The organism is Streptomyces manipurensis, from assembly GCF_049570255.1.
GTDB lineage: Bacteria > Actinomycetota > Actinomycetes > Streptomycetales > Streptomycetaceae > Streptomyces > Streptomyces manipurensis.
Genome location: NZ_CP186950.1, coordinates 2,498,464 through 2,523,619, shown reverse-complemented (window position 1 = coordinate 2,523,619; position 25,156 = coordinate 2,498,464). Strand labels below are relative to the sequence as shown.

The window sequence follows — 25,156 nt, the reverse complement described above, 5'->3', positions numbered from 1 at the left end:
CATTCCGCGCGGGCGCCGTCGGCGGTACATGAGACCCTTGTAAGGATCTGCCCGCCAACCCGAAAGCATGGCCAGTGACCGCCACGGACCGCTCCATCGAGCTCATCACCACCGCCGCCCAGGCCGCGGCCGACCGGCTCGCGCACGACATCATCGCGTACGACGTCAGCGACGTGCTGTCGATCACCGACGCCTTCCTGCTCGCCTCGGCGCCCAACGACCGCCAGGTCAAGTCGATCGTCGACGAGATCGAGGAGCGCCTGCTGAAGGAGCTCGGCGCCAAGCCGGTGCGCCGCGAGGGCGACCGCGACGCCCGCTGGATCCTGCTCGACTACGTCGACATCGTCGTCCACGTCCAGCACAGCGAGGAGCGCGTCTTCTACGCGCTGGAGCGCCTGTGGAAGGACTGCCCCGAGATCGAGCTCCCCGAGGACGCCAAGCTCACGATCGGCAAGGCCGAGGAGCACGCCAAGCTCCGCGAGGCGCAGGGCGACGACGAGCTGGACGGTGATCTGTTCTGAGCGCGAGCACCTCGGGCCGCTCCGGCCGGAAGATCGTCCTGTGGCGGCACGGCCAGACCTCGTGGAACCTGGAGCGGCGCTTCCAGGGCTCCACGGACATCGAGCTGACCGAGACGGGCCTGGCGCAGGCGCGCCGCTCCGCCCGGCTGCTCGCCTCGCTGAAGCCGGACGCCATCGTGGCCTCCGACCTCAAGCGGGCCGCGGCCACCGCGGCCGAGCTGGCCGCCGTCACGGGCCTGGCCGTGACGCACGACGCCGCGCTGCGCGAGACGTACGCCGGCGAGTGGCAGGGCCTGACGCACGAGGAGATCGTCGAGAAGTACGGCGAGCAGTACGCGGCGTGGAAGCGCGGCGAACCGGTTCGCCGCGGCGGCGGTGAGCTGGAGACCGAGGTCGCCGACCGCGCCGCACCCGTGGTCCTGGACCACACCGGCCGGCTGCCGCGGGGCGGCACGCTCGTCGTGGTCAGCCACGGCGGCACCATCCGCACGACGATCGGCCGGCTGCTGGGCCTCGAAGCCCGGTCCTGGGAGAGCCTGGGCGGGCTCTCCAACTGCTGCTGGTCGGTGCTCGGCGAGGGCGTGCGAGGCTGGCGGCTGCTGGAGCACAACGCCGGCACGCTGCCGGAACCGGTGCTCGGCGACGACGACTGAACGGCTCCCTGTCGCTTCCCGTGGCGCGGCCCGGACCCGGATTTCACTTTCCGGCTGGTCGCAGGCTAGAGTTCTTCTTGTTCGCAGCGAAGAACACCGGAGACGGGGGAAGCGCAGCGGAGAGCGGGGCTATAGCTCAGTTGGTAGAGCGCCTGCATGGCATGCAGGAGGTCAGGAGTTCAATTCTCCTTAGCTCCACAATCAGGATCCCGTCCCCAACAGGGGGCGGGATCCTTGCTTTTGTACCCTTTGCGTTTGCTGACCTGGCCCGCACCGGCGTGGCAGAATCGGACAGCCGGAGGGGGAGTCGACGGCCCGACGCGGGAGGGAGTCGCTGACGGATGGGTGCACACCGGCGCCGGTGCGACTGGTGCAACAACGGCACGCCGATCGTCCGGGACATGGACCCGGTCAACCCCGACTACCAGTACTGGTGCGAGGAATGCGCGCGGGCGCTGATCATAAAAGGCGACCCGATCGAGACGTACCGGGAGCTGGAGGGGGAGCCGATCTACGGTCGGCTGCTGGACGAGCACTGCACGCTCAAGCGGTTCTACCAGTTCGCGAGAGCGTGACGAACAGCCCCAAAACGGACATGGCCTTCGGTCGGCGGAAACCGATTTTTGGACCAGGGCCATGACCGTGTAATGTTTGGGACGTCGCCAAGGGGAACCGGCAAGGGAAACCGAAGCGGCAGGCAGGGCAAGGGGCTATAGCTCAGTTGGTAGAGCGCCTGCATGGCATGCAGGAGGTCAGGAGTTCAATTCTCCTTAGCTCCACAGTGAAGAAGCGGGCCACCCGGATCGGGTGGCCCGCTTTCTCGTTGTGCCGTCAGGTGGAGCGACCGGGCGGCGGCCGGGGCCGCTGCGGTACCCTGACGCCATGCGTGCCGTACGCCTTCTGCTTACCGAGCCGCGCTGATCAGTACCGACCCTTCGAGACGGTCGGCCTCGGCGCGGCGCCCCCTCCTGTGCGAGGGGTTTTTTCGTTTGGGCAGGCAGAGACGGCAGAGACGATCGATGGAGCTTCAGGAATCATGAGCGAGACGAACACCCCGGCCCCCGAGGTGGCCGAGGCGCACCGTTACACGGCTGCCATGGCCGCCGACATCGAGGCACGCTGGCAGGACGTATGGGACGCGCAGGGCACCTACGAGGCGCCGAACCCGACCGGTGACCTGGCCGGGGACCCCGCGGTGGTCGCGCGGCCCAAGAAGTTCATCATGGACATGTTCCCCTACCCGTCCGGCGCCGGCCTGCACGTGGGCCACCCGTTGGGGTACATCGCCACCGACGTCTTCGCCCGCCACCAGCGGATGACCGGCCACAACGTCCTGCACACCCTGGGCTTCGACGCCTTCGGCCTGCCGGCCGAGCAGTACGCCGTGCAGACCGGCACTCACCCGCGGGTGTCCACCGAGGCGAACATCGAGAACATGAAGGTCCAGCTGCGCCGGCTGGGCCTGGGCCACGACAAGCGCCGGTCGTTCGCGACGATCGACCCGGACTACTACAAGTGGACCCAGTGGATCTTCCTGCAGATCTACAACTCCTGGTACGACGCCGACGCGCAGAAGGCCCGCCCGATCACCGAGCTGGTCGCCGGCTTCGAGGACGGCTCCCGCGAGGTCCCCGGCGGCCGTGCCTGGAGCGCGCTGACCGCCGCCGAGCGGGCCGACGTCCTGAACGGCTTCCGGCTGGCCTACGCCTCCGACGCGCCGGTCAACTGGTGCCCCGGGCTGGGCACCGTACTGGCCAACGAGGAGGTCACCGCGGACGGCCGCTCCGAGCGCGGCAACTTCCCGGTGTTCAAGTCCCGCCTGAGCCAGTGGAACATGCGCATCACGGCCTACGCGGACCGCCTGCTGGACGACCTGGACGCGCTGGACTGGCCCGAGGCCATCAAGCTGCAGCAGCGCAACTGGATCGGCCGCAGCGAGGGCGCGCGCGTCGACTTCGCGCTGGGCGACGAGGCGATCACCGTCTTCACCACCCGCCCCGACACCCTGTTCGGCGCCACCTACATGGTCCTGGCCCCCGAGCACCCGCTGGTCGAGAAGTTCGTTCCGGCCGCCTGGCCCGAGGGCACCCACGACGTGTGGACGGGCGGTCACGCCACGCCCGCCGAGGCCGTGGCCGCCTACCGCAAGCAGGCCGCCTCCAAGTCGGACGTCGAGCGCCAGGCCGAGGCCAAGGACAAGACCGGCGTCTTCACCGGCGAGTACGCGGTCAACCCGGTCAGCGGCGAGAAGGTCCCGGTCTTCATCGCCGACTACGTGCTGATGGGCTACGGCACCGGCGCGATCATGGCCGTCCCGGCCCACGACGCCCGCGACTTCGAGTTCGCGCGCGCCTTCGAGCTGCCGATCCGCTGCGTGGTCGAGCCCACCGACGGCCGCGGCACCGACCCGGCCGCGTGGGAGGACGCCTTCGTCTCCTACGACGCGAAGCTGGTCAACTCGGCCGGCGAGGGCATCTCGCTGGACGGCCTGGGCGTCGTCGAGGCCAAGGCCGCCATCACCGAGTGGCTGGCCGGCCGCGGCATCGGCGAGGGCACCGTCAACTTCCGCCTGCGCGACTGGCTGTTCAGCCGCCAGCGGTACTGGGGCGAGCCCTTCCCGATCGTCTACGACGAGGACGGCGTCGCGCACGCCCTGCCCGAGTCGATGCTGCCGCTGGAGCTGCCCGAGGTCGAGGACTACTCGCCGCGCACCTTCGAGCCCGACGACGCGGCCTCCCGGCCGGAGACCCCGCTGTCGCGCAACGAGGCGTGGGTGAACGTCGAGCTGGACCTGGGCGACGGCCGCGGTGTCCGCTCCTTCCGCCGCGAGACCAACACCATGCCCAACTGGGCCGGTTCCTGCTGGTACGAGCTGCGCTACCTGGACCCGAACAACGCGTCCGCGCTGGTCGACCCGGAGATCGAGCAGTACTGGATGGGTCCGCGCGAGGGCGCCCCGCACGGCGGTGTCGACCTGTACGTGGGCGGCGCCGAGCACGCGGTGCTGCACCTGCTGTACGCCCGGTTCTGGTCGAAGGTGCTGTTCGACCTGGGCCACGTGTCCTCGGCGGAGCCGTTCCACAAGCTGTTCAACCAGGGCATGATCCAGGCGTACGCCTACACCGACGAGCGCGGCGTGTACGTCCCGGCGGCCGAGGTGGAGGAGCGCGACGGCGCCTACTTCCACGAGGGCAAGCAGGTCAGGCGCGAGCACGGCAAGATGGGCAAGTCCCTGAAGAACGCCGTCACGCCCGACGAGATCTGCGAGGAGTACGGCGCGGACACCCTGCGCCTGTACGAGATGGCGATGGGCCCGCTGGACGTCTCCCGTCCGTGGGACACCCGGGCCGTCGTCGGCCAGTACCGCCTGCTGCAGCGCCTGTGGCGCAACATCGTGGACGAGGAGACCGGCGCGGTCACCGTCGTCGACGCCGAGCCGGGCGAGGACACGCTGCGTGCCCTGCACAAGGCCATCGACGGGGCCGGGGCGGACCTGGCAGGCCTGCGCTTCAACACCGCCATCGCGAAGATCACCGAGCTGAACAACGCGCTGACGAAGGCCGGCCGGCCGCTGGAGCGGTCCGTGGCGGAGCGCCTGGTGCTGCTGGTCGCCCCGCTGGCCCCGCACATCGCGGAGGAGCTGTGGCACCGGCTGGGCCACACCGAGTCGGTCGTCCACCAGGACTTCCCGGTGGCGGACCCGGCCTACGTCGTGGACGAGACCGTGACCTGCGTCGTGCAGGTCAAGGGCAAGGTCAAGGCCCGTCTGGAGGTCTCGCCGGCGATCTCGGAGGCCGACCTGGAGCAGCTGGCGGTCAACGACGCGGCGGTCGTCGCGGCGCTGGGCGGCGCGGAGATCCGCAAGGTCATCGTGCGCGCTCCGAAGCTGGTGAACATCGTCGTCTGAGCCGCCGGAAGGCGCTGCCCCGGCATCGGGGAGATCCCGTACGGGCAGGTTGGGGGTTCGAATGGAACCCCTGGCCTGCCCGCGGCGTTTACGGTGGAGGGGACGGACAAGAGTCAGCGGGGACCGGGGAAGGGACACTCATGGAGGCCGCGTTGATCATCTTCGCGCTGATGGTGCTCATCACCTTCCTCGGCCTGGGGTACGCCACCGTGAAGGTGGCCAAGGCCACCAAGCGGGGGGTGGACCGGACGATCTCGCAGGCGCGCAGGACGGTCGAGGACACGACCCTGCGGGCCAAGAGCTTCGGCCAGGTCGGGGTCGCGGGTGCACTGGCGCAGCTGCGGCTGGACCTGCGGACGTCGATGCGCTCGACGCAGCAGGCGCTGCAGGAGGGGGCGCGCGTGGACGCCTCGCTCAAGGAATCGATCATGCTGTTCGAGCGACTGAGCGCGCACGGACGCGATCTGGACGACGAGCTGAAGATGCTGGAGCAGGATCCGGACCGGCAGCGGATCGGGGAGCGCATGCCCGACCTGCGGGAACGTACGGCCAAGATCACGCAGGCCGCCGACTCGCTGCGGTGGGCCGCGCGCGACCGCGCGAGCCGTTTCGCGGAGGACGAGCTGTCCTCGCTGTCGGAGCAGATCCGGATGGAGTCCGGGGCGCTGCGGGACTGGCAGCGGGAGCCGCAGGTGGACGAGCTGGCGGAGGTCGCGGCGGCCTGGGACGCCGCGCAGGCGGCCGCACAGGCGCCGGCGAGCGGATCCGCGGCGGATGCCGCCCAGGCCCCGGGGGCCGCGGGTACGGCGCAGGCCTCGGCGGGACGGGGCGAGGAGCGGCAGCGGCCTGCTCTGGACGCGCCCGCGCCGCAGCCCCAGTACCCCTGGCAGAAGGCGCCGCGCCCGGAGACCACGACCTGAGGGTCCGGGGGCCTGGGGCGCGGTGGAGAGGGGCGGCTCGGTGGCCGCCCCAAGGCCTCCTGAGTGCCTTCTGACGCCCGCGTGACCCCGTCCGAGGGCCGCTCCGAGGTCGTCCCCTCCGGCGGCCGGTGAACGGCTCCCGGCCGCGTGTACGGACGCGTCCCCGGCTGTGTGGCGGGTGGGGGCCCGGGGGCCGGTGAGGTGGGGGAGGATTCATGCCGGGGCCAGGCTGCCGTCCGGCCCCGGCGGGCGGTAACCTCCGCCTCATGTCCCGCCATGTCGCCATCGTCACCGATTCCACGGCTTACCTGCCCCGGCCGGCCATGGAGCGGCACGGGATCACGGCCGTCCCGCTCACCGTGGTGCTGGGCGGGGAGGCGCTGGAGGAGGGCACCGAGATCTCGGCGCGCAGCCTGGCCGTCGCCCTGCAGAAGCGCCGGTCGGTCACGACCTCGCGGCCCGGCCCCGAGCAGTTCGTCCGTGCCTACCGCGAGGCGGCGGACGCCGGGGCGACCGGCATCGTCAGCCTGCACCTGTCCTCCGAGTTCTCCGGCACCTACGACGCCGCCGTGGTCGCCGCCCGGACGGCGCCCGTGCCCGTCCGTGTCGTCGACACGGGCATGGTCGCCATGGCCCTCGGCTTCTGCGCGCTGGCCGCCGCGGAGGTGGCCGAGGCCGAGGGCTCCGTGGACGAGGCCGTCGCCGCGGCCGAGAAGCGGGCGGCGGACATGGCCGCCTACTTCTACGTCGACACCCTCGACTACCTCCGCCGCGGCGGCCGGATCGGAGCCGCGCAGGCCCTCCTCGGGTCGGCCCTGGCCGTGAAGCCCCTGCTGACGCTGGACGGCGGGCGGATCGAGATGCTGGAGAAGGTGCGCACGGCGTCCAAGGCCATCGCGCGCCTGGAGGAGCTGGCCGTCGAGCGTGCGGGCTCCGCCGCCGTCGACGTGGCGGTGCACCATCTCGCGGCTCCCGAGCGGGCCGAGAAGCTCGCGGAGCGGCTCCGCGAGCGGATTCCCGGCCTGGTGGAACTGCACGTGAGCGAGGTCGGTGCGGTGATCGGCGCACACACGGGCCCGGGGCTGCTCGCGGCGGTCGTCTCGCCCCGCTGATCACCGGAACGAGTGGCGCGGTTATCCACAACGGGGCAGCAATCCACCGGAATTGAAGGTTCCGAACGGGGATCCGGGACGGCCCCTACGGTCGTCGCATGACTCTTCGCATGCGTACTCGACACCCTTCGGGCGCCGTCGTTGGTGGTGGCCCGGGCCGCGCCGGCGCCGGTGGTGGCCCGGTTCGCACCCCGCACTCCGACGGCCGCCTGCGTCTCCGCCGCGGCCGTCCCCGCCTCCGCGGCGAACTCGCCTATCCACGGCAGCGCCCGCAGCCGCCGGGGCCTCCCCGGCCGCGGCCGGATCCGGGGGAGGTGCTGCGGAGGGCCGAAGCCCTGCTCGGCGGCGGACCGCATCCGGTGGGCCGAGCCCCCGCGCGGCCTCCCGTGCCGCGCCAGGTGGACGCGGACGACCCCGAGCCGCCTCCCACGGGTCCGGTGGCTCCGGCGCCCGGCCCGCCTCCGCCTCCGCCTCCGGTGGAGGTGTTCGCGGAGCCTCCGGTGGGTGGGGTGGGGCCGCCGGCGGCGCCGCCCGTGGGGGAGGAGCCCGGGGAGCCGCCGGGCCGGCAGGCCGTCGTGACCCCGGTGTCCGGGCGGAGCCTGGCCGTACGGGAACGGTTGCCGCTGTGGCTGCAGGCCCGCTGCGGGGTCGAGCCGCGCACGGTGGCCGCCGTCGGGGTGGTGCTGGTCGTCGCCGTCGGCTTCGCAGGGCAGCAGTTCTGGACCTCCCGGCCGCAGGAGGTGACCGTTCCGGCGGTGGTCGCCCCCGGCGTGGTCCCGGCCGGCGCGACGGCCTCCGCCGGGCCGCCGGCCGGGCCGGGTGCGGCCGCTGCCACGGCACGGATCGTGGTGGACGTCGGGGGGAAGGTGCGGGAGCCCGGGGTGCGGCGGCTGCCCGTGGGCTCGCGGGTGGAGGACGCGCTGGCGGCCGCCGGCGGAGTGCGCCCGGGCACCGACACCACCGGGCTCAACCGCGCCCGGGTGCTCCTCGACGGCGAACACCTGCTGGTCGGAGTCCCCGTCCAGCCACCGCCCGGCGGGCTCGCGGCCGCATCGTCGGGCGGGGCCGCGGGCGGCGCCGTGAGCGGGACGGCCGCCGGCCCGCTCAGCCTGGCGTCCGCCACGGTCGCGCAGCTCGACGGCCTGCCGGGGGTGGGGCCCGTCCTGGCCCAGCACATCGTCGACTTCCGCACGGCCCGCGGGGGCTTCCGCTCGGTGGAGGAGCTCCGGCAGGTCGACGGGATCGGCGAGCGCCGCTTCGCCGAGCTGCGCGGGCTGGTGCGGCCGTGAACCGCCCCGAAGAGCCGGGCGCTCCGCCGGACCTGCGGATCGCCGTCCCCGCCGTGGCCGCCTGGGCGGCGGCCGCTCTCGCACTGGACGCGCCGGCCGGCCTTGCCGCCGCCGGGGTGGCCCTGGCCGTCACCGGGGCGGGCCTGCTCCTGCTCGTCGCGGGGCGGCGCACGGGACCGCGGTGGGGGACCGCCCCCGCGGTGGCCGCGGCCCTGCTCTGCGCGGCCGCCGGGGCGGCCGTGGCGGGGCTCGACCAGGCCGAGGCGCGGGCCGGCCCGGTCGCCGGGCTGGCACGGCAGCACGCCCGGGTGCTCGCCGAGCTCACCGTCGCCTCCGATCCGCGCACCTCCCGGAGCGGGAGCGGACCGCCGGTGGTGGTGCTGGACGCGGTGGTCGGCCGGGTGACCGGGCCCGACGGGCGGAGCACACGGGTCCGGACGCCCGTCCGGGTCCTGGCCGCGCACGCGGAGTGGGCCCGGCTGCAGCCCTCCACACGGCTGGTGGTGGTCGCCCGCGCGGGCCCCGGGAGGAACGGGGAGCGGGCCGTCGCGGTGCTGCGCCCGGCGAGTGACGCCCCGCCCCGGGTGACGGGCGGTCCGAATGCCGCCCAGCGCGTCGCGGGACGGCTGCGGGCGGGCCTGCGCGAGGCGACCGAGGGGCTGGCGCCGGACGCCAGGGCCCTGCTGCCGGGGCTGGTCGTCGGGGACACCTCCAGGGTCCCGGCCGACCTCCACGAGGCCTTCCGGGCCACGGACCTGCTGCACCTGCTGGCCGTCTCCGGGTCGAACCTGACGGTGGTGCTGTTCCTGCTGATCGGTCCCCCGGGCAGCGCCCAGCGGGCGGAGCGGCGCGGGCTGGCACCCCGGCTCGGGCTCTCGCTGCGGGCGACCGCGCTGTGCGGGGCCGCCCTCACGCTGGCCTTCGTGGTGGTGTGCCGGCCCGAGCCGAGCGTGCTGCGCGCCGCGGCCTGCGGGTCGGTCACCCTGCTGGCCATCGCCACCGGGCGGCGCAGGTCCCTGATCCCCGCCCTGGGGGCCGCCGTGCTGCTCCTGGTGCTCTACGACCCGTGGCTGGCCCGCAGTTACGGCTTCCTGCTCTCCGTCCTGGCCACCGGGGCGCTGCTCACCCTCGCCCCGCGCTGGAGCCGGGCCCTGCTCGGGCGCGGGGCGGGACCCCGGCTCGTCGACGCCCTGGCCGCCGCCGCTGCCGCCCAGGCGGTGTGCGCCCCCGTGGTCGCCGTGCTCGCCGCCCGGGTCAGCCTGGTGGCGGTGCCGTGCAACCTGCTCGCGGAGCTCGCCGCCGGACCGGCCACGGTCCTCGGGTTCGCCGCGCTGGCGGTGGCGCCGCTGTGGATGCCCGCGGCGGAGCTGCTCGCCCGGTGCGCCGGGGTGCCCGCCGGATGGATCGCGGCCGTGGCCCGGACCGGCGCCGGGTTCCCGGGGGCCGAGCTGGCCTGGCCCGGCGGACTCACCGGCGGCCTGCTGCTGGCCGCGGCCACCGCTGTCCTCGTGGTCGCGGTCCGGGCCGGTGCCCGCTCACGCCGACGGCGCCGGCTGTGCACCGTCCTGGCACTGCTCCTCGTGCTCGCCGTGCTGAGGCCGCCGCAGCTCACCCGCACGGTCACCGGCTGGCCCCCGCCCGACTGGGGCTACGTGCAGTGCGCCGTGGGGCAGGGGGACGCCGCCGTGCTCGCCGTCGGCCCCGGGGAGGCCGTGGTGGTGGACGCGGGCGCGGAGCCCGGGCCCGTGGACGGCTGCCTGCGCGCCCTCGGCGTGCGACGGGTGCCGATGCTGGTGCTGACGCACTTCCACGCCGACCACGTGGGAGGCCTGTCCGGGGTGCTGCGCGGGCGCTCGGTGGGGCTGATCCAGGCGACGGGGCTGCAGGAGCCGCCCGCACAGGCCGCGTTCGTCCACCGGGTCGCGCGGGAGGCCGGCGTGCCGGTCGTCCACGCGGTCCAGGGGGAGCGGCGCCGGGCCGGACCCCTGGAGTGGGAGGTGCTGTGGCCGCCGGCCGCCGGGCCGCCCCCGGAGGGTCCCAACGACGCCAGCGTGGTCCTGCTGGTCCGCCGCGCGGGGCTGACCCTGCTCCTGCTGGGAGACCTCGAACCACCGGCGCAGCAGGCCCTGCTGAGGGGCCGTCCGGACCTCGGTCCGGTCGACGTCCTCAAGGTCGCCCACCACGGATCCGCACACCAGGATCCCGCACTGCACGACCGGATCCGGCCACGGCTCGCGATTGTTCCGGTCGGTACAAAAAACCGCTACGGACACCCCGCGCCCGGTACGCTCGCACGCCTGCGGGCGGTGGGGGCCACGGTGTTGCGCACGGACACCGACGGTTCGATCGCCGTCAGCGGGACCGGCGTCCGGATGCGTGCTTTTCCGGCCAACAGGCGCCGGATCGGTCGTGGGCATACCGGGCGCGACCACTCTGTTTGCCCACAACCCGACAGCATGATCGAATGCGTCTTCGCCAGCACGGTCCAAGTCCACACAGCACGGGGGTGCGTCAGTCATGTTCGGTCGCCGACGGGGGATGGAGTCGGCCGGAAGTTCCAGCCCGCACACATCCGCGACACTGACGCTGCCGCCCACGGCGCGTCTGCTCAGCTACCGGGTCCTCGACACGGTCCACAGGCCGGTCCGCCAGGCCGCGTTCGAGGTGACGGACCCCATCGGCCGGAAGATCGTCACGGGCGAGACCGACCCGTTCGGCGGCTTCACCGCGGCCGTGCCCGAGGGGGAGTACCGGCTGCTCGTCACGGCCGAGGGGTACGCCCCGTTCCACGGCGTGACCCTGGTGGGCGACCCGGTGCAGCCGGGGACCGGGGAGATCATCCTCGACGCGGTGGAACCGCCGGTCCTGCCGCAGCCGGGCCACTGGGAGCTGGACCCCGCGCATTCGTCGATCGGCTTCACGGCCCGGCACATCGGGCTGGCCCGGATCCACGGACGGTTCAACACGTTCGCCGGGGCGGTCCGCATAGCCGACCGCATGGAGGACTCCACCATGCACGTGATCATCGATGCGGCGAGCATCGACACGGGGATGCGGCTGAGGGACGACCACCTGCGGTCGGGGGACTTCCTGGACGCCGCCCGCCACCCCACGGTGGAGTTCTACAGCGAGCGGTTCATCCACCGCACCGGCAGCCGCTGGGCCGTCGCCGGCGCCCTCACCCTGCACGGGGTGAGCCGGTCGGTCACCCTCGACACCCAGTACCTGGGCCTGGGCACGGGCATGGAGGGCGAGGTGCGGGCCGCCTGCCGGGCCACCGCCGAACTGCACCGCGAGGACTTCACCCTCAACTGGCAGTCGATGCTGGCGCAGGGGATCGCGGCGATCGGTTCGAGCGTGGACGTGACCCTGGACGTCCAGATCGTGCGCAAGGCCTGACCGGAGCGCCCCCGGGTCTCAGGGGGCCTCCAGCCAGCCCTCGTACTCGGCGGCGAGGTCGTCCAGTGAGGTGGCGTCGAGCCGTTCCCGCGGGTCCTCGACGACCACCAGCCACTGGGCGTCCTCGGCGTCGTCCTCGCCGGCGAGGGCGTCGCGCACCAGCTGCGGCTCCTCCGAGAGTCCGAAGCGGTCCACGACCTCCTGCGCCACCTCCTCGGCGGCGTCTCGGTCGGGCAGGACGAGTACATGTCGCAGGTTCACCCGAACATTCTCGGGCACGCGGCGCGGGGCGCTGTCGGTGCGGCGTGGGATCCTGGGGGCGATGGCCACCAGGAAGAACCCCACCGACGATCCGCTCGCCCCGCTCACCCTCGCGGTGGGCCAGGAGGAGCTGCTGCTCGACCGCGCCGTACGGGAGGTGGTGGCGGCCGCCCGCGCCGCCGACGCCGACACCGACGTCCGGGACCTCACCTCCGACCAGCTCCAGCCCGGCACCCTCGCCGAGCTGGCCAGCCCCTCGCTCTTCTCGGAGCGCAAGGTGCTGGTCGTGCGCAATGCGCAGGACCTCTCGGCTGACACCGTCAAGGAGGTCAAGGCCTACCTCGACGCGCCCTACGAGGAGATCGTCATGGTCCTCCTCCACGCCGGCGGGGCCAAGGGCAAGGGGCTGCTGGACGCGGCCCGCAAGGCGGGTGCCCGGGAGATCGCCTGCCCGAAGATGACGAAGGCCGCCGACCGGCTCTCGTTCGTCCGGGGCGAGTTCCGCACACTGGGCCGGTCGGCCACCCCGGAAGCCTGCCAGACTCTCGTCGACGCCATCGGCAGCGACCTGCGCGAGCTGGCCAGCGCGGCGGCCCAGCTGTGCGCGGACGTCGAGGGCACCATCGACGAGGCCGTCGTCGGGCGCTACTACACGGGCCGCGCCGAGGCCTCCAGCTTCACGGTCGCCGACCGGGCGGTCGAGGGGCGGGCGGCGGAGGCCCTGGAAGCCCTGCGCTGGTCGCTGGCCACGGGCGTGGCCCCGGTCCTGATCACCAGCGCGCTGGCCCAGGCGGTCCGCGCGATCGGCAAGCTGGCCTCGGCCCCGCGCGGTGCCCGCCCCGGCGACCTGGCCCGCGACCTCGGCATGCCGCCGTGGAAGATCGACCGGGTCCGCCAGCAGATGCGGGGATGGTCGGCGGACGGCGTCTCGGACGCCCTGCGCGCGGTCGCCGCGGCCGACGCGGGCGTCAAGGGCGGCGGCGACGACCCCGAGTACGCCCTGGAGAAGGCGGTGGTCGCGGTGGCCCGCGCCGCCCGCCCCCAGCGCCGCTGAGGCCCGCTCGCCCGCCCGAGGCCGGGCCCGGGAACGCGAAGGCCCCGGACACCACCCTGGGGAAGAGTGGCGGCCGGGGCCTCCGGTTACTTCTCGGTTGCTCCGCACCCGCGTGGCGAACGCTTCGTGTGCGGAGCGGGGTGCCGGTCAGGAGTGGGAGAGAGGGCCCACTGGATCCCTACCCGGCGATCACATCAGGGAGCTCAGCCCTGGAGGGTGGCGACCTTGGCAGCCAGCGCCGACTTCTTGTTGGCGGCGGCGTTCTTGTGGATGACACCCTTCGAGACAGCCTTGTCGAGCGCACGCGCGGCGGCGCGGGAAGCCACGGTGGCCTTCTCGACGTCACCGGCGAGGACGGCCTCGCGGGCCTTGCGGATCGCGGTCTTGAGCGACGACTTGACGGCCTTGTTGCGCAGGCGCGCCTTCTCGTTGGTCTTGTTCCGCTTGATCTGGGACTTGATGTTCGCCACGAAAAGAGCCTTTTCAGGTTCAGAGGTTTATCTTCCGACTGTGTCCCGAGAGCTGAGAGGGCACACGAGACACAGCTGCCCAGGGTACCAGGCGCCCTCCGGGCAGCCCAAACCGAGCGCACTGCCCCGTCCATGGGACCATGGGAGCCTGCGTACAGATCCGACATCGCGCCGACGAAGGCGACGAGATCCGAACTTTCGCCTCAGACTTCGTTCCGACTGCGACCCGAGAATCAGGACACTGCGTGCCCGCGATCCCCAGCCACGTGCCCGAGCCGAGCCGTACCGACCCGGCGCTGATCCGCAATTTCTGCATCATCGCGCACATCGACCACGGCAAGTCGACCCTTGCCGACCGGATGCTCCAGCTCACCGGTGTCGTCGACCAGCGGCAGATGCGCGCCCAGTACCTCGACCGCATGGACATCGAGCGTGAGCGCGGCATCACGATCAAGTCCCAGGCGGTGCGGCTGCCCTGGGCGCCCACCACGGGCGAGGGTCAGGGCAACACCCACATCCTCAACATGATCGACACCCCCGGGCACGTCGACTTCACCTACGAGGTCTCGCGCTCCCTCGCCGCGTGCGAGGGCACGATCCTCCTGGTGGACGCCGCCCAGGGCATCGAGGCGCAGACCCTCGCCAACCTGTACCTGGCGATGGAGAACGACCTCGCGATCGTCCCGGTCCTCAACAAGATCGACCTGCCGGCCGCCCAGCCGGAGAAGTTCGCCGAGGAGCTCGCGAACCTGGTCGGCTGCGACCCCGACGACGTGCTGCGCGTCTCCGCGAAGACCGGCATGGGCGTCGACGCCCTGCTGGACAAGGTCGTCGCCACCGTCCCGGCCCCGGTCGGCGTCAAGGACGCCCCCGCCCGCGCGATGATCTTCGACTCGGTCTACGACTCGTACCGCGGCGTCGTGACGTACGTCCGTGTGGTCGACGGCCAGCTCAACAAGCGCGAGCGCATCAGGATGATGTCCACCGGCGCCACCCACGAGCTGCTGGAGATCGGTGTCTCCTCCCCGGAGATGACGCCGGCCGACGGCATCGGCGTCGGCGAGGTGGGCTACATCATCACCGGCGTGAAGGACGTCCGTCAGTCCAAGGTCGGTGACACCATCACCAGCCTGCACAACGGCGCGACCGAGGCCCTCGGCGGCTACAAGGACCCGAAGCCGATGGTCTTCTCGGGCCTGTACCCGCTGGACGGCTCGGACTACCCGGACCTGCGCGAGGCCCTGGACAAGCTCCAGCTCAACGACGCCGCGCTGGTCTACGAGCCGGAGACCTCGGCGGCGCTCGGCTTCGGCTTCCGCGTCGGCTTCCTCGGCCTGCTGCACCTGGACGTGGTCCGCGAGCGCCTGGAGCGCGAGTTCGGCCTGGACCTGATCGCGACCGCGCCCAACGTGGTCTACCGGGTGGTCCTGGAGGACGGCAAGGAAGTCACCGTCACCAACCCGAGCGAGTTCCCCGAAGGCAAGATCAAGGACGTCTTCGAGCCGGTCGTGCGGGCCACGGTGCTCGCCCCGACCGAGTTCATCGGCGCGATCATGGAGCTGTGCCAGCAGCGCCGCGGCACCCTCCTCGGCATGGACTACCTCTCCGAGGACCGCGTCGAGATCCGCTACACCCTCCCGCTCGCGGAGATCGTCTTCGACTTCTTCGACCAGCTGAAGTCCAAGACGCGCGGCTACGCCTCCCTCGACTACGAGCCCACCGGCGAGCAGGCCTCCAGCCTGGTCAAGGTCGACATCCTGCTGCACGGCGACAAGGTCGACGCCTTCTCCGCCGTCTGCCACAAGGACGCCGCCTACGCCTACGGCGTGCGCCTCGTCGCCAAGCTGCGCGAGCTCATCCCGCGGCAGGCCTTCGAGGTCCCCGTCCAGGCCGCGATCGGCTCCCGCGTCATCGCCCGCGAGACCATCCGCGCCATCCGCAAGGACGTCCTCGCCAAGTGCTACGGCGGTGACATCTCCCGTAAGCGGAAGCTGCTGGAGAAGCAGAAGGAAGGCAAGAAGCGCATGAAGATGGTCGGCTCCGTGGAGGTCCCGCAGGAGGCCTTCATCGCCGTCCTCTCCAGTGACGAGTCCGGCGCCAAGAAGAAGTAGCCACTGCCGCGTCACCCGGCGCACACAGGCCCCCGCGCACCGGCGCGGGGGCCTGTTTCGTTATGAACCGGCCGCTCGCGGGCTCTTACGCGTACGCCGCACGGCCTCTAGTCTGATCACTGCTCGACGGTTACTCGCCAGTTCAGAAAGCCAACGGCTGCAAACCCGCCAGTCCCAAGCGCCCCCAGCGCCCCACGCCCACGCACGCCCGCGTGGTTCGGTCCGGAGGATGTCGTGAGCGACACGAAGACCTATCTCGAGAACCGCCCGCCCACCGTGGCGGTGCTCTTCCTTGAGCGCGTCGCAGCGACGCCCGATGCGGAGGCCTACCGGTACCCGGTGCCCTCAGCCGGCGGCCAGGGCGCTCCCGACGACTGGAAGTCCCTCAGCTGGGGCCAGGCGGCGGAGCGGGTCTTCGCCATCGCGGCCGGGCTGGTCGCCCTCGGCCTGGAGACGGAGGACCGGGTCGCGCTCGCCTCCAACACGCGCGTCGAGTGGATCCTCTCCGACCTCGGCGTGATGTGCGCCGGCGGCGCGGTCACCACGATCTACCCCAGCACCAACGCCGACGAGTCGGCGTTCATCCTCGCCGACTCCGAGAGCCGGCTGCTGATCGCCGAGGACGGCGCGCAGCTGGCCAAGGCCCGGGAACGCCGCGCCGACCTGCCGAAGCTGCGCCACGTCGTGGTCATGGAGGCCGCCGACGCGGTGCCCGCCGAAGGGGACCCCGAGGGCTGGGTGCTCTCGCTGGCGGACCTGGAGGCCAAGGGCCGCGAGCACCTCGCCAAGCACCCGGAGGCGGTCGACGAGCGCATCGCGTCCATCACCTCGCAACAGCTCGCCACCCTCATCTACACGTCCGGCACCACGGGCCGGCCCAAGGGTGTCCGGCTGCTCCACGACAACTGGTCGTACCTGGCCAAAGCCATGGTCGCCACCGGCCTGATCGGCAAGGACGACGTCCAGTACCTCTGGCTGCCCCTGGCCCACGTCTTCGGCAAGGTGCTGACCTCCGGGCAGATCGAGGCGGGCCACGTGACGGCCGTCGACGGCCGCATCGACAAGATCATCGAGAATCTGCCGGTCGTGCAGCCCACGTACATGGCCGCCGTACCGCGCATCTTCGAGAAGGTCTACAACGGCGTCGCCGCCAAGGCCCGGGCCGCGGGCGGCGCCAAGTACAAGATCTTCCAGTGGTCCGCCGGCGTCGCCCGCGAATACGCGAAGGTCACCCAGGACAACTTCCGCCGCACCGGCCGTGCCAGCGCCCCCTTCGGTCTCACCACCAAGCACCGGATCGCCGACGCGCTCGTCTACTCCAAGCTCCGCGACGCCTTCGGCGGCAAGCTCCGGGCGGCCGTCTCCGGCGCCTCCGCCCTGGCCCCCGACATCGGCTTCTTCTTCTCCGGCGCGGGCATCCACATCCTGGAGGGCTACGGCCTGACGGAGTCCAGCGCGGCCTCCTTCGTCAACCCGGGCGAGGCCTATCGCACCGGCACGGTCGGCAAGCCGCTCCCCGGCACCGAGGTCCGCATCGCCGACGACGGCGAGGTGCTGCTGCGCGGACCCGGCATCATGCAGGGCTACCACGGCCAGCCCGAGAAGACCGCCGAGGTCCTGGAGTCCGACGGCTGGCTGCACACCGGCGACATCGGCGAGCTCTCGCCGGACGGCTACCTGCGCATCACCGACCGCAAGAAGGACCTGATCAAGACCTCCGGCGGCAAGTACGTCGCACCGGCGGAGATCGAGGGCCGGTTCAAGGCGATCTGCCCCTACGTCTCCACGATCGTGGTGCACGGCGCCGACCGGAACTTCTGCACGGCGCTGATCGCCCTCGACGAGCCGTCCATCGTGGGCTGGGCCGCCGAGAACGGGCTGGAGGGGAAGACGTACCAGCAGGTCCTGGCCGCGCCCGAGACCACCCGCCTGATCGAGACCTACGTCCAGACCCTCAACGAGGGCCTCCAGCGCTGGCAGACGGTCAAGAAGTTCCGGCTGCTGCCGCGCGACCTGGACGTCGAGCACGGCGACCTCACCCCCAGCCTCAAGCTGAAGCGGCCGGTCGTCGAGCGTGAGTTCAAGCACCTGATCGAGGAGATGTACGAGGGCTCGCGCGAGGCCTGACAGCCGCGCCGGGCCGGGCGGGGCGGGGCGGTGACCCGCCCCGCACCCCCCGTGGCCCGAGCCCGGGCCGGGCGGAGCGCGGTGCCGCGTGCGGGATGATGGGGGTATGCCTTCCGCCCTGCCCGACGGTGAACCCATGCCCGAAGACGGCTCCCTGCCGTCCCACGCCCTGGCGGGCGCGGGGGACCGGCCGCTCGGCTTCTACCTGCACGTCCCGTACTGCGCCACCCGCTGCGGGTACTGCGACTTCAACACCTACACGGCCACCGAGCTGCGGGGCACCGGAGGCGTGCTCGCCTCCCGGGAGAACTACGCCGACACCCTGATCGACGAGGTGCGCCTGGCCCGGAAGGTGCTCGGCGACGACCCGCGGGCCGTGCGCACCGTCTTCGTGGGCGGCGGCACGCCCACCCTGCTGCCCGCCGCCGACCTCGTACGGATGCTCGCGGCGATCCGGGACGAGTTCGGCCTGGCCGAGGACGCCGAGATCACCACGGAGGCCAACCCGGAGTCCGTCGACCCGGCGTACCTGGCCGAGCTGCGCGCCGGCGGCTTCAACCGGGTCTCCTTCGGCATGCAGAGCGCCAAGCAGCACGTGCTGAAGGTGCTGGACCGCACCCACACGCCCGGGCGCCCCGAGGCGTGCGTGGCGGAGGCCCGCGCCGCGGGCTTCGAGCACGTCAACCTCGACCTGATCTACGGCACCCCGGGCGAGACGGACCAGGACTGGCGCGACTCCCTCGCCTCCGCCCTCGGGGCCGGCCCGGACCACGTCAGCGCCTACGCGCTGATCGTCGAGGAGGGTACCCAGCTCGCGCGGCGGATCCGCCGCGGCGAGGTCCCCATGACCGACGACGACGTCCACGCCGACCGCTACCTGATCGCCGACGAGGTCATGGCGCAGGCCGGCTACTCCTGGTACGAGGTCTCGAACTGGGCGACCTCGGAGGCCGGCCGCTGCCTGCACAACGAGCTGTACTGGCGCGGCGCCGACTGGTGGGGCGCCGGTCCGGGCGCGCACTCGCACGTGGGCGGGGTGCGCTGGTGGAACGTCAAGCACCCCGGGGCCTACGCCGCCGCCCTGGCGGAGGGCCGCTCCCCGGGCGCCGGCCGCGAGCTGCTGTCCGCGGAGGACCGCCGGGTGGAGCGGATCCTGCTGGAGCTGCGCCTGGTGGACGGCGTCCCGCTGTCCCTGCTGGCCCCGGCCGGCCTGGCGGCCTCCCGGCGTGCCCTGGCCGACGGCCTGCTGGAGCCGGAGCCGTACGGGGCGGGCCGGGCGGTGCTGACCCTGCGCGGACGCCTGCTGGCCGACGCCGTGGTGCGGGACCTGGTGGACTGAGCCCCGGGCGCGCTCCCGGGGCGGAGCCCCCGGACCCCCGCGCCTCAGGCGCCGGCCGGGCCCGGTCCTTCGGCCGTGACGAAGTCGATGAGCTCTTCCACCCGGCCCAGGAGGGCGGGGTCCAGGTCGCGGTAGGAGGTCACCTTCGACAGGATGTGCTGCCAGGCCGCGCCCGTGTTCTCCGGCCAGCCCAGGGCGCGGCAGACGCCCGTCTTCCAGTCCTGGCCGCGGGGGACCACCGGCCAGGCCGGGATGCCCAGGGCGGACGGCTTCACGGCCTGCCAGACGTCGATGTACGGGTGGCCCACCACGAGCACGTCCGGCGAGGTCACCTGCGCCGCGATACGGGACTCCTTCGAGCCCGGGACCAGATGGTCCACCAGGACCCCGAGGCGGGCGTCCGGGGCCGGGCCGAACTCCGCCACCACGGCCGGGAGGTCGTCGACGCCCTCCAGGTACTCCACGACCACGCCCTCGATGCGCAGGTCGTCGCCCCAGACCCGCTCGACCAGCTCGGCGTCGTGCCGGCCCTCCACATAGATCCGGCCCGCCCTGGCCACCCGCGCGCGGGCGCCGGGGACCGCGACGGAGCCGGACGCCGTGCGGGTGGGCACCGCCGGGCCGCGGGGCGGGCGCACCAGCGTCACCACGGCCCCGTCCAGCAGGAAGGCGCGCGGCTCCATCGGGAACACCCGGCGCTTGCCGAAGCGGTCCTCCAGGGTGACCGTGCCCGCCTCGCAGGCCACCACCGCGCCGCAGAAGTCCGTGCCCGCCACCTCGACCACCAGGTCCGGTTCCGCCGCCACCTCCGGCACGGCCTTCGGGCGCTTCCACTGCGGGGTCAGATCGGGGGAGTACTCACGCATCCGGCCGACATTAGGAGAGCCGCGCGCCTCATGCCCCCGACACGCCGAAACGCGCTGCCAGTGTGGCGCGTTGCGCACGGACGAACTCCGCGGTGACCACCGCTCCGTGCCCCGGCACGTACAGGGCGTCCCCGCCGCCGAGCGCCAGCAGCCGGTCCAGGGCCGCCGGCCACTGACCGGGCACCGCGTCCGGGCCCGCCATGGGCTCCCCCGACTCCTCGACCAGGTCCCCGCAGAACACCGTCTCGCGCTCACCGGGCACGAACACCGCCAGGTCGTGGCCGGTGTGGCCGGGCCCCACGTTGGCCAGCAGCACCTGCAGCCCGCCCAGTTCCAGTGTCCGTTCGCCCGACACCGGATGCCGGGGCAGCGCCAGCAGGTCCACCGCCTCGGTGGCCTCCGCCTCCGCGAGCCCGTGGCGCACCGCGTCCTGCCGCAGCTCCTCGCGGCCCGCGGCCAGCAGCGCGTCCAGCCCCACCGCGGCGAACACCTCGGCCCCGGCGAAGGCGGCAGCGCCCAGCACGTGATCGAAATGGCCGTGCGTGAATGCGATATGGGTCACTCGCCGGCCGGTCAGCCGCTCCGCCTCGGCCCGCACCCGGGCGCCCTCGCGCACGCACGAACCGGGGTCGACGAGGAGCACCGACTCGTCGCCCACCACCAGCCCCACCGTGCAGTCCCACACCGGCAGGCGCTTGCGGCCGGCCCTTCCGGTCAGCCGTTCCCAGCCCGCCTCTTCCCAACGCACGTCCATGCCGCGACGCTACCCTGGCGGGCCTCCCTTGCCAGGGGCTCACCGCCCGGCCGTACACTGAGCGGGGGCTCTCTGGCACTCGAACATCCGGAGTGCCAACGAACGGCAGAACACGGCAGAACGCGTCGGAAGACCGCAACGGACTCAGCTGGAGGTGTGCGCGATGCTCAGCGAACGCAGACTCGAAGTGCTGCGCGCCATCGTCCAGGACTACGTCGGGACGGAGGAGCCGGTCGGCTCCAAGGCGCTCACCGAGCGGCACCGGCTCGGCGTCTCGCCCGCCACCGTGCGCAACGACATGGCCGTGCTGGAGGAGGAGGGCTACATCGCCCAGCCCCACACCAGCGCCGGCCGGATCCCCACCGACAAGGGCTACCGCCTCTTCGTCGACAAGCTGGCGGGGGTCAAGCCGCTGTCGACGCCCGAGCGCCGGGCCATCCAGAACTTCCTCGACGGCGCCGTGGACCTCGACGACGTCGTGGGCCGCACGGTGCGGCTGCTCGCGCAGCTCACCCGGCAGGTCGCCGTCGTCCAGTACCCGAGCCTGACCCGGTCGACCGTCCGGCACGTGGAGCTGCTCTCGCTGGCTCCCGCGCGCCTGATGCTCGTACTGATCACGGACACGGGGCGCGTCGAGCAGCGGCTCATCGACTGCCCGAGCCCCTTCGGCGAGGCCTCGCTCTCGGACCTGCGGGCCCGCCTCAACAGCCGGGTCGTCGGCCGGCGCTTCACCGACGTCCCCCCGCTCGTCCAGGACCTCCCCGAGTCGTTCGAGGCGGACGACCGCGGCACGGTCTCCACCGTGCTGTCGACCCTCCTCGAAACCCTGGTCGAGGAGGCGGAGGAGCGGCTGATGATCGGCGGTACCGCCAATCTCACCCGCTTCGGACACGATTTCCCCCTGACGATCAGGCCGGTGCTGGAGGCGCTGGAGGAGCAGGTCGTGCTCCTCAAGCTGCTCGGCGAGGCCAACGAGTCGGGGATGGCCGTACGGATCGGGCACGAGAACGCCTACGAGGGACTGAACTCCACGTCGGTCGTCTCGGTCGGTTACGGTTCGGGCGGCGAAACAGTCGCCAAACTCGGCGTGGTCGGACCGACCCGCATGGACTACCCCGGAACGATGGGAGCGGTACGCGCAGTGGCACGTTACGTCGGACAGATCCTGGCGGAGTCGTAAGTGGCCACGGACTACTACGCCGTACTCGGCGTGCGCCGCGACGCATCGCAGGACGAGATCAAGAAGGCCTTCCGGCGACTCGCGCGCGAGCTGCACCCGGATGTGAACCCCGATCCCAAGACGCAAGAGCGTTTCAAGGAGATCAACGCCGCCTACGAGGTGCTGTCGGACCCGCAGAAGAAGCAGGTCTACGACCTCGGCGGTGACCCGCTGTCCGCCTCCGGCGGTGGCGGCGGCGCGGGCGGCTTCGGTGCGGGTGGCTTCGGCAACTTCTCCGACATCATGGACGCCTTCTTCGGCCAGGCCTCGCAGCGCGGCCCGCGCTCGCGGACCCGCCGCGGCCAGGACGCGATGATCCGCCTGGACCTGGAGCTGGACGAGGCGGCCTTCGGGACGACCAAGGACATCCAGGTCGACACGGCCGTGGTCTGCAACACCTGCTCCGGTGAGGGCGCCGCCCCCGGCACCTCGGCGCAGACGTGCGACATGTGCCGCGGCCGCGGTGAGGTCTCGCAGGTCACCCGGTCCTTCCTGGGCCAGGTCATGACCTCGCGCCCCTGCCCGCAGTGCCAGGGGTTCGGCACCGTGGTCCCGACCCCGTGCCACGAGTGCGCGGGCGACGGCCGGGTCCGCTCCCGCCGCAGCCTCACGGTCAAGATCCCCGCGGGCGTGGAGAACGGCACCCGGATCCAGCTCTCGGGCGAGGGCGAGGTCGGCCCCGGCGGCGGCCCCGCCGGTGACCTGTACGTGGAGATCCACGAACTGGCGCACCCGACCTTCCAGCGGCGCGGGGACGACCTGCACTGCACGGTGACCATCCCGATGACGGCGGCCGCCCTCGGCACCAAGTGTCCGCTGGAGACGCTGGACGGCCTGGAGGAGATCGACATCCGGCCCGGGACCGGTTCCGGCCAGGCGATCCCGCTGCACGGGCGCGGTGTCACCCACCTGCGCGGCGGCGGGCGCGGCGACCTGATCGTCCACGTCGAGGTCACCACCCCGACCAAGCTGGACGCCCAGCAGGAGGAGCTGCTGCGCCAGCTGGCGAAGCTGCGCGGCGAGGAGCGGCCCATGGGCCAGTTCGCGCCGGGCCAGCAGGGCCTCTTCAGCCGTCTGAAGGACGCGTTCAACGGGCGCTGATCCCGCAGGGTCACGCACGTGCGGAGCCCGCTCCGGGGAGTCCCCGGAGCGGGCTCCGCGCATGGTGCGGACAGGGGTGCCACGCCCCGCCCGACGGGGGCCGTGCCGGGCGGATGCGGTGATTCGGCCCCCTGAGCGGGACATGGCACGATGCAGTCCATGTCCACCGCACCGAACGGTCTCTTCCGGTATCCGATCGTGCAGGCCCCCATGGCGGGCGGTGCCTCCTGCCCGCCGCTCGCCGCGGCCGTGTGCGAGGCCGGCGCCCTGGGGTTCCTGGCCGGCGGCTACAAGACCGCCGACGGGATGTACCAGGAGATCAAGCAGGTGCGCGCGCTCACCCGCCGCCGCTTCGGGGTCAACCTCTTCATGCCGCAGACCGCGCAGGTCGACCCGGCCGCCGTGGAGACCTACCGGGGGCAGCTGGCCGGCGAGGCGAGCTGGTACGACGTCTCGATCGCCGAGGAGGACGTTATCGGCACGGGGGACGACGGCTACGACGCCAAGCTCGCCATCCTCCTGGAGGACCCGGTCCCGGTCGTCTCCTTCACCTTCGGCTGCCCGGCCTCCTCCGTCCTCGCCGCCCTGCGCAAGGCCGGTACGTACACCGTGGTCACCGTGACCTCCGTCGAGGAGGCGCGCACGGCCCAGCGGGCCGGCGCCGACGCCGTGTGCGTCCAGGGCGTCGAGGCCGGCGGGCACCAGGGCACCCACCGGGACGACCCGCAGATCGACGGCACGGCGGCCGTGGGGCTCCTCGCGCTGGTGGCGCAGGTACGGGAGGCCGTGGCCCTCCCGATCATCGCCGCGGGCGGCCTGATGCGGGGCGCGCAGATCGCGGCGCTGATCGCCGCGGGCGCGGAGGCGGCACAGCTCGGAACGGCCTTCCTGGTGTGCCCGGAGTCAGGGGCGCACCCCGTGCACAAGAAGGCGCTGACGGACCCGCTCTTCGTCCGCACGGAGCTCACCCGGGCCTTCTCGGGGCGTCCGGCCCGGGGGCTCGTCAACCGCTTCATGCGCGAGCACGGGCCCTACGCCCCGGCCGCCTACCCGCAGGTCCACCACCTGACGTCGGGGCTGCGCAAGGCGGCGGCCGCCGCCGGGGACCCGCAGGGCATGGCGCTGTGGGCGGGGCAGGGCCACCGGCTCGCGCGGGCGCTGCCCGCGGCGCAGCTGGTGGAGGTGCTGGCGGCCGAACTGGCCGAAGCGCGCGAGACGTTGAAGGAATCGGAAAAGAGGAGTGCGTCATGACCGCCCCGGTGTTCGTGGTGGAAGAGGTCCCCGCGGGGGCGGAGTACGTCCTGGACGGTGCCGAGGGCCGGCACGCGGTGTCGGTGAAGCGGCTGAACCCCGGTGAGGCGCTGGTCCTCACGGACGGCCGGGGCGGCTGGGCGGAGGCCGTCGTGAAGGCGGCGGAGGGCAAGGACCGGCTGGTCGTCGCGGTGACCGCGAGCGGCGAGGAGGCCGAACCGCAGGTGCGGATCACGGTGGTCCAGGCCCTGCCCAAGGGCGACCGCGGAGAGCTGGCGGTCGAGACCATGACCGAGACCGGCGTGGACGCGATCGTGCCCTGGCAGGCCTCGCGCTGCATCACGCAGTGGCGTGCCGACCGTGGTGCGAAGTCCCTGGCCAAGTGGCGGGCCACGGCCCGGGAGGCGGGCAAGCAGTCCCGGCGGGTGCGCTTCCCGGAGGTGGCCGAGGCGATGTCCACCAAGCAGGTGGCCGCGCTGCTGGCCGGCGCGGACCTGGCCGTGGTGCTCCACGAGGACCGGGACACCCCCTCGGAGGCGCTCGCCACCGCGGAACTGCCCTCCTCGGGCTCCGTCGTCCTGGTGGTCGGCCCGGAGGGGGGCGTCTCCCCGGAGGAACTGGCCGTCTTCGCCGAGGCGGGCGCCCGGCCCTTCCGCCTGGGCCGCTCCGTCCTGCGGACCTCCACCGCCGGTACCGCGGCCACCGCCGTCCTGCTGGCCAGGACGGGCCGCTGGGCCTGAACGGCGGGGCCGGAATGCACGCCCGCCGCGGGTGGCCCGCTGGATACGATGCCCGGACCGAT

The 25,156-nt window shown here is 72.9% G+C and carries 20 protein-coding genes, 2 tRNA genes and 1 pseudogene; 19 read left to right on the top strand and 4 right to left on the bottom strand.

All coding sequences use genetic code 11. The annotated features are described in order from the left end of the window. The first annotated feature begins 74 nt into the window (after positions 1-74). The 11 genes and pseudogenes from rsfS (at position 75) to ACPU2J_RS11580 (ending at position 11,801) form a co-directional block, all read left to right on the top strand. Positions 75-521, top strand: coding sequence for a ribosome silencing factor (gene rsfS / locus ACPU2J_RS11630; RefSeq protein WP_045950430.1), 447 nt, complete (start codon positions 75-77; stop codon positions 519-521). Further along, on the top strand, positions 518-1,174 hold the full coding sequence (locus ACPU2J_RS11625; protein WP_423834953.1) for a histidine phosphatase family protein: 657 nt from the start codon (positions 518-520) through the stop codon (positions 1,172-1,174). The genes rsfS and ACPU2J_RS11625 overlap by 4 nt, the downstream gene beginning before the upstream one ends. Positions 1,175-1,299: 125 nt before the next feature. Beyond that, positions 1,300-1,372, top strand: a tRNA-Ala gene (locus tag ACPU2J_RS11620). Positions 1,373-1,515: 143 nt separating this feature from the next. After that, positions 1,516-1,749 carry a hypothetical protein gene (locus ACPU2J_RS11615; protein ID WP_008738908.1) on the top strand — a complete coding sequence of 78 codons (234 nt, stop codon included), beginning with the start codon at positions 1,516-1,518 and terminating at the stop codon, positions 1,747-1,749. A gap of 131 nt (positions 1,750-1,880) precedes the next feature. Then, positions 1,881-1,953, top strand: a tRNA-Ala gene (locus ACPU2J_RS11610). A gap of 257 nt (positions 1,954-2,210) precedes the next feature. Then, on the top strand, positions 2,211-5,081 hold the full coding sequence (leuS, locus tag ACPU2J_RS11605) for a leucine--tRNA ligase (protein WP_423833203.1): 2,871 nt from the start codon (positions 2,211-2,213) through the stop codon (positions 5,079-5,081). Positions 5,082-5,221: 140 nt separating this feature from the next. Beyond that, on the top strand, positions 5,222-6,001 hold the full coding sequence (locus tag ACPU2J_RS11600; protein ID WP_420080818.1) for a hypothetical protein: 780 nt from the start codon (positions 5,222-5,224) through the stop codon (positions 5,999-6,001). A gap of 266 nt (positions 6,002-6,267) precedes the next feature. After that, positions 6,268-7,113 (top strand): DegV family protein, encoded by an 846-nt coding sequence (locus ACPU2J_RS11595; RefSeq protein ID WP_361596761.1) that lies wholly within the window; start codon positions 6,268-6,270, stop codon positions 7,111-7,113. A gap of 533 nt (positions 7,114-7,646) precedes the next feature. Further along, the gene (locus tag ACPU2J_RS11590; RefSeq protein ID WP_420080819.1) at positions 7,647-8,402 is read left to right on the top strand and encodes a helix-hairpin-helix domain-containing protein; all 756 of its coding nucleotides are present in this window, start codon (positions 7,647-7,649) and stop codon (positions 8,400-8,402) included. Continuing rightward, positions 8,399-10,783 (top strand): annotated as a pseudogene (locus tag ACPU2J_RS11585) (ComEC/Rec2 family competence protein); the annotation flags it as partial. The gene ACPU2J_RS11590 and the pseudogene ACPU2J_RS11585, both read left to right, overlap by 4 nt. Positions 10,784-10,919: 136 nt before the next feature. Next, positions 10,920-11,801 (top strand): YceI family protein, encoded by an 882-nt coding sequence (locus tag ACPU2J_RS11580; RefSeq protein ID WP_420080820.1) that lies wholly within the window; start codon positions 10,920-10,922, stop codon positions 11,799-11,801. A gap of 18 nt (positions 11,802-11,819) precedes the next feature. Here ACPU2J_RS11580 and ACPU2J_RS11575 read toward each other — a convergent pair whose 3' ends face one another. Next, on the bottom strand, positions 11,820-12,062 hold the full coding sequence (locus ACPU2J_RS11575; protein WP_423833202.1) for a hypothetical protein: 243 nt from the start codon (positions 12,060-12,062) through the stop codon (positions 11,820-11,822). Positions 12,063-12,123: 61 nt separating this feature from the next. Between ACPU2J_RS11575 and holA the strand changes: the two genes are divergently transcribed. Beyond that, on the top strand, positions 12,124-13,116 hold the full coding sequence (gene holA, locus ACPU2J_RS11570; protein ID WP_365492816.1) for a DNA polymerase III subunit delta: 993 nt from the start codon (positions 12,124-12,126) through the stop codon (positions 13,114-13,116). Between the two features lie 203 nt (positions 13,117-13,319). Here holA and rpsT read toward each other — a convergent pair whose 3' ends face one another. Then, positions 13,320-13,586 (bottom strand): 30S ribosomal protein S20, encoded by a 267-nt coding sequence (gene rpsT, locus ACPU2J_RS11565; RefSeq protein ID WP_361596746.1) that lies wholly within the window; start codon positions 13,584-13,586, stop codon positions 13,320-13,322. Positions 13,587-13,831: 245 nt separating this feature from the next. Here rpsT and lepA point away from each other — a divergent pair, with 245 nt between their 5' ends. From lepA to hemW, 3 genes are all read left to right on the top strand, one after another. Then, entirely contained in the window at positions 13,832-15,697 is a 1,866-nt protein-coding gene (gene lepA, locus ACPU2J_RS11560) for a translation elongation factor 4 (RefSeq protein ID WP_361596743.1), read from the top strand. A 234-nt stretch (positions 15,698-15,931) separates the two neighbouring features. Next, on the top strand, positions 15,932-17,824 hold the full coding sequence (locus tag ACPU2J_RS11555; RefSeq protein ID WP_423833201.1) for an AMP-dependent synthetase/ligase: 1,893 nt from the start codon (positions 15,932-15,934) through the stop codon (positions 17,822-17,824). Between the two features lie 106 nt (positions 17,825-17,930). Beyond that, on the top strand, positions 17,931-19,163 hold the full coding sequence (gene hemW / locus ACPU2J_RS11550; protein WP_361596737.1) for a radical SAM family heme chaperone HemW: 1,233 nt from the start codon (positions 17,931-17,933) through the stop codon (positions 19,161-19,163). Between the two features lie 44 nt (positions 19,164-19,207). Here the strand turns inward: hemW and ACPU2J_RS11545 are convergent, their stop codons facing one another. Then, a complete protein-coding gene (locus tag ACPU2J_RS11545) occupies positions 19,208-20,029 on the bottom strand; it encodes a DUF3097 domain-containing protein (RefSeq protein ID WP_361596734.1) in 822 nt (273 codons plus the stop codon). A 28-nt stretch (positions 20,030-20,057) separates the two neighbouring features. Then, positions 20,058-20,783: an MBL fold metallo-hydrolase gene (locus ACPU2J_RS11540; protein WP_399821242.1), complete on the bottom strand. Its 726-nt coding sequence runs from the start codon at positions 20,781-20,783 to the stop codon at positions 20,058-20,060. Between the two features lie 163 nt (positions 20,784-20,946). Here ACPU2J_RS11540 and hrcA point away from each other — a divergent pair, with 163 nt between their 5' ends. The 4 genes from hrcA to ACPU2J_RS11520 all read left to right on the top strand — a co-directional run bounded on the left by hrcA (position 20,947) and on the right by ACPU2J_RS11520 (position 25,094). Further along, positions 20,947-21,963, top strand: coding sequence for a heat-inducible transcriptional repressor HrcA (gene hrcA / locus ACPU2J_RS11535; RefSeq protein WP_361596728.1), 1,017 nt, complete (start codon positions 20,947-20,949; stop codon positions 21,961-21,963). Continuing rightward, on the top strand, positions 21,964-23,103 hold the full coding sequence (gene dnaJ / locus ACPU2J_RS11530) for a molecular chaperone DnaJ (protein ID WP_361596725.1): 1,140 nt from the start codon (positions 21,964-21,966) through the stop codon (positions 23,101-23,103). A gap of 159 nt (positions 23,104-23,262) precedes the next feature. Next, complete coding sequence (locus tag ACPU2J_RS11525) at positions 23,263-24,354, top strand: nitronate monooxygenase (RefSeq protein WP_361596722.1); 1,092 nt, start codon at positions 23,263-23,265, stop codon at positions 24,352-24,354. Continuing rightward, positions 24,351-25,094: a 16S rRNA (uracil(1498)-N(3))-methyltransferase gene (locus ACPU2J_RS11520; protein WP_389072950.1), complete on the top strand. Its 744-nt coding sequence runs from the start codon at positions 24,351-24,353 to the stop codon at positions 25,092-25,094. The genes ACPU2J_RS11525 and ACPU2J_RS11520 overlap by 4 nt, the downstream gene beginning before the upstream one ends. Positions 25,095-25,156 lie beyond the last annotated feature (62 nt).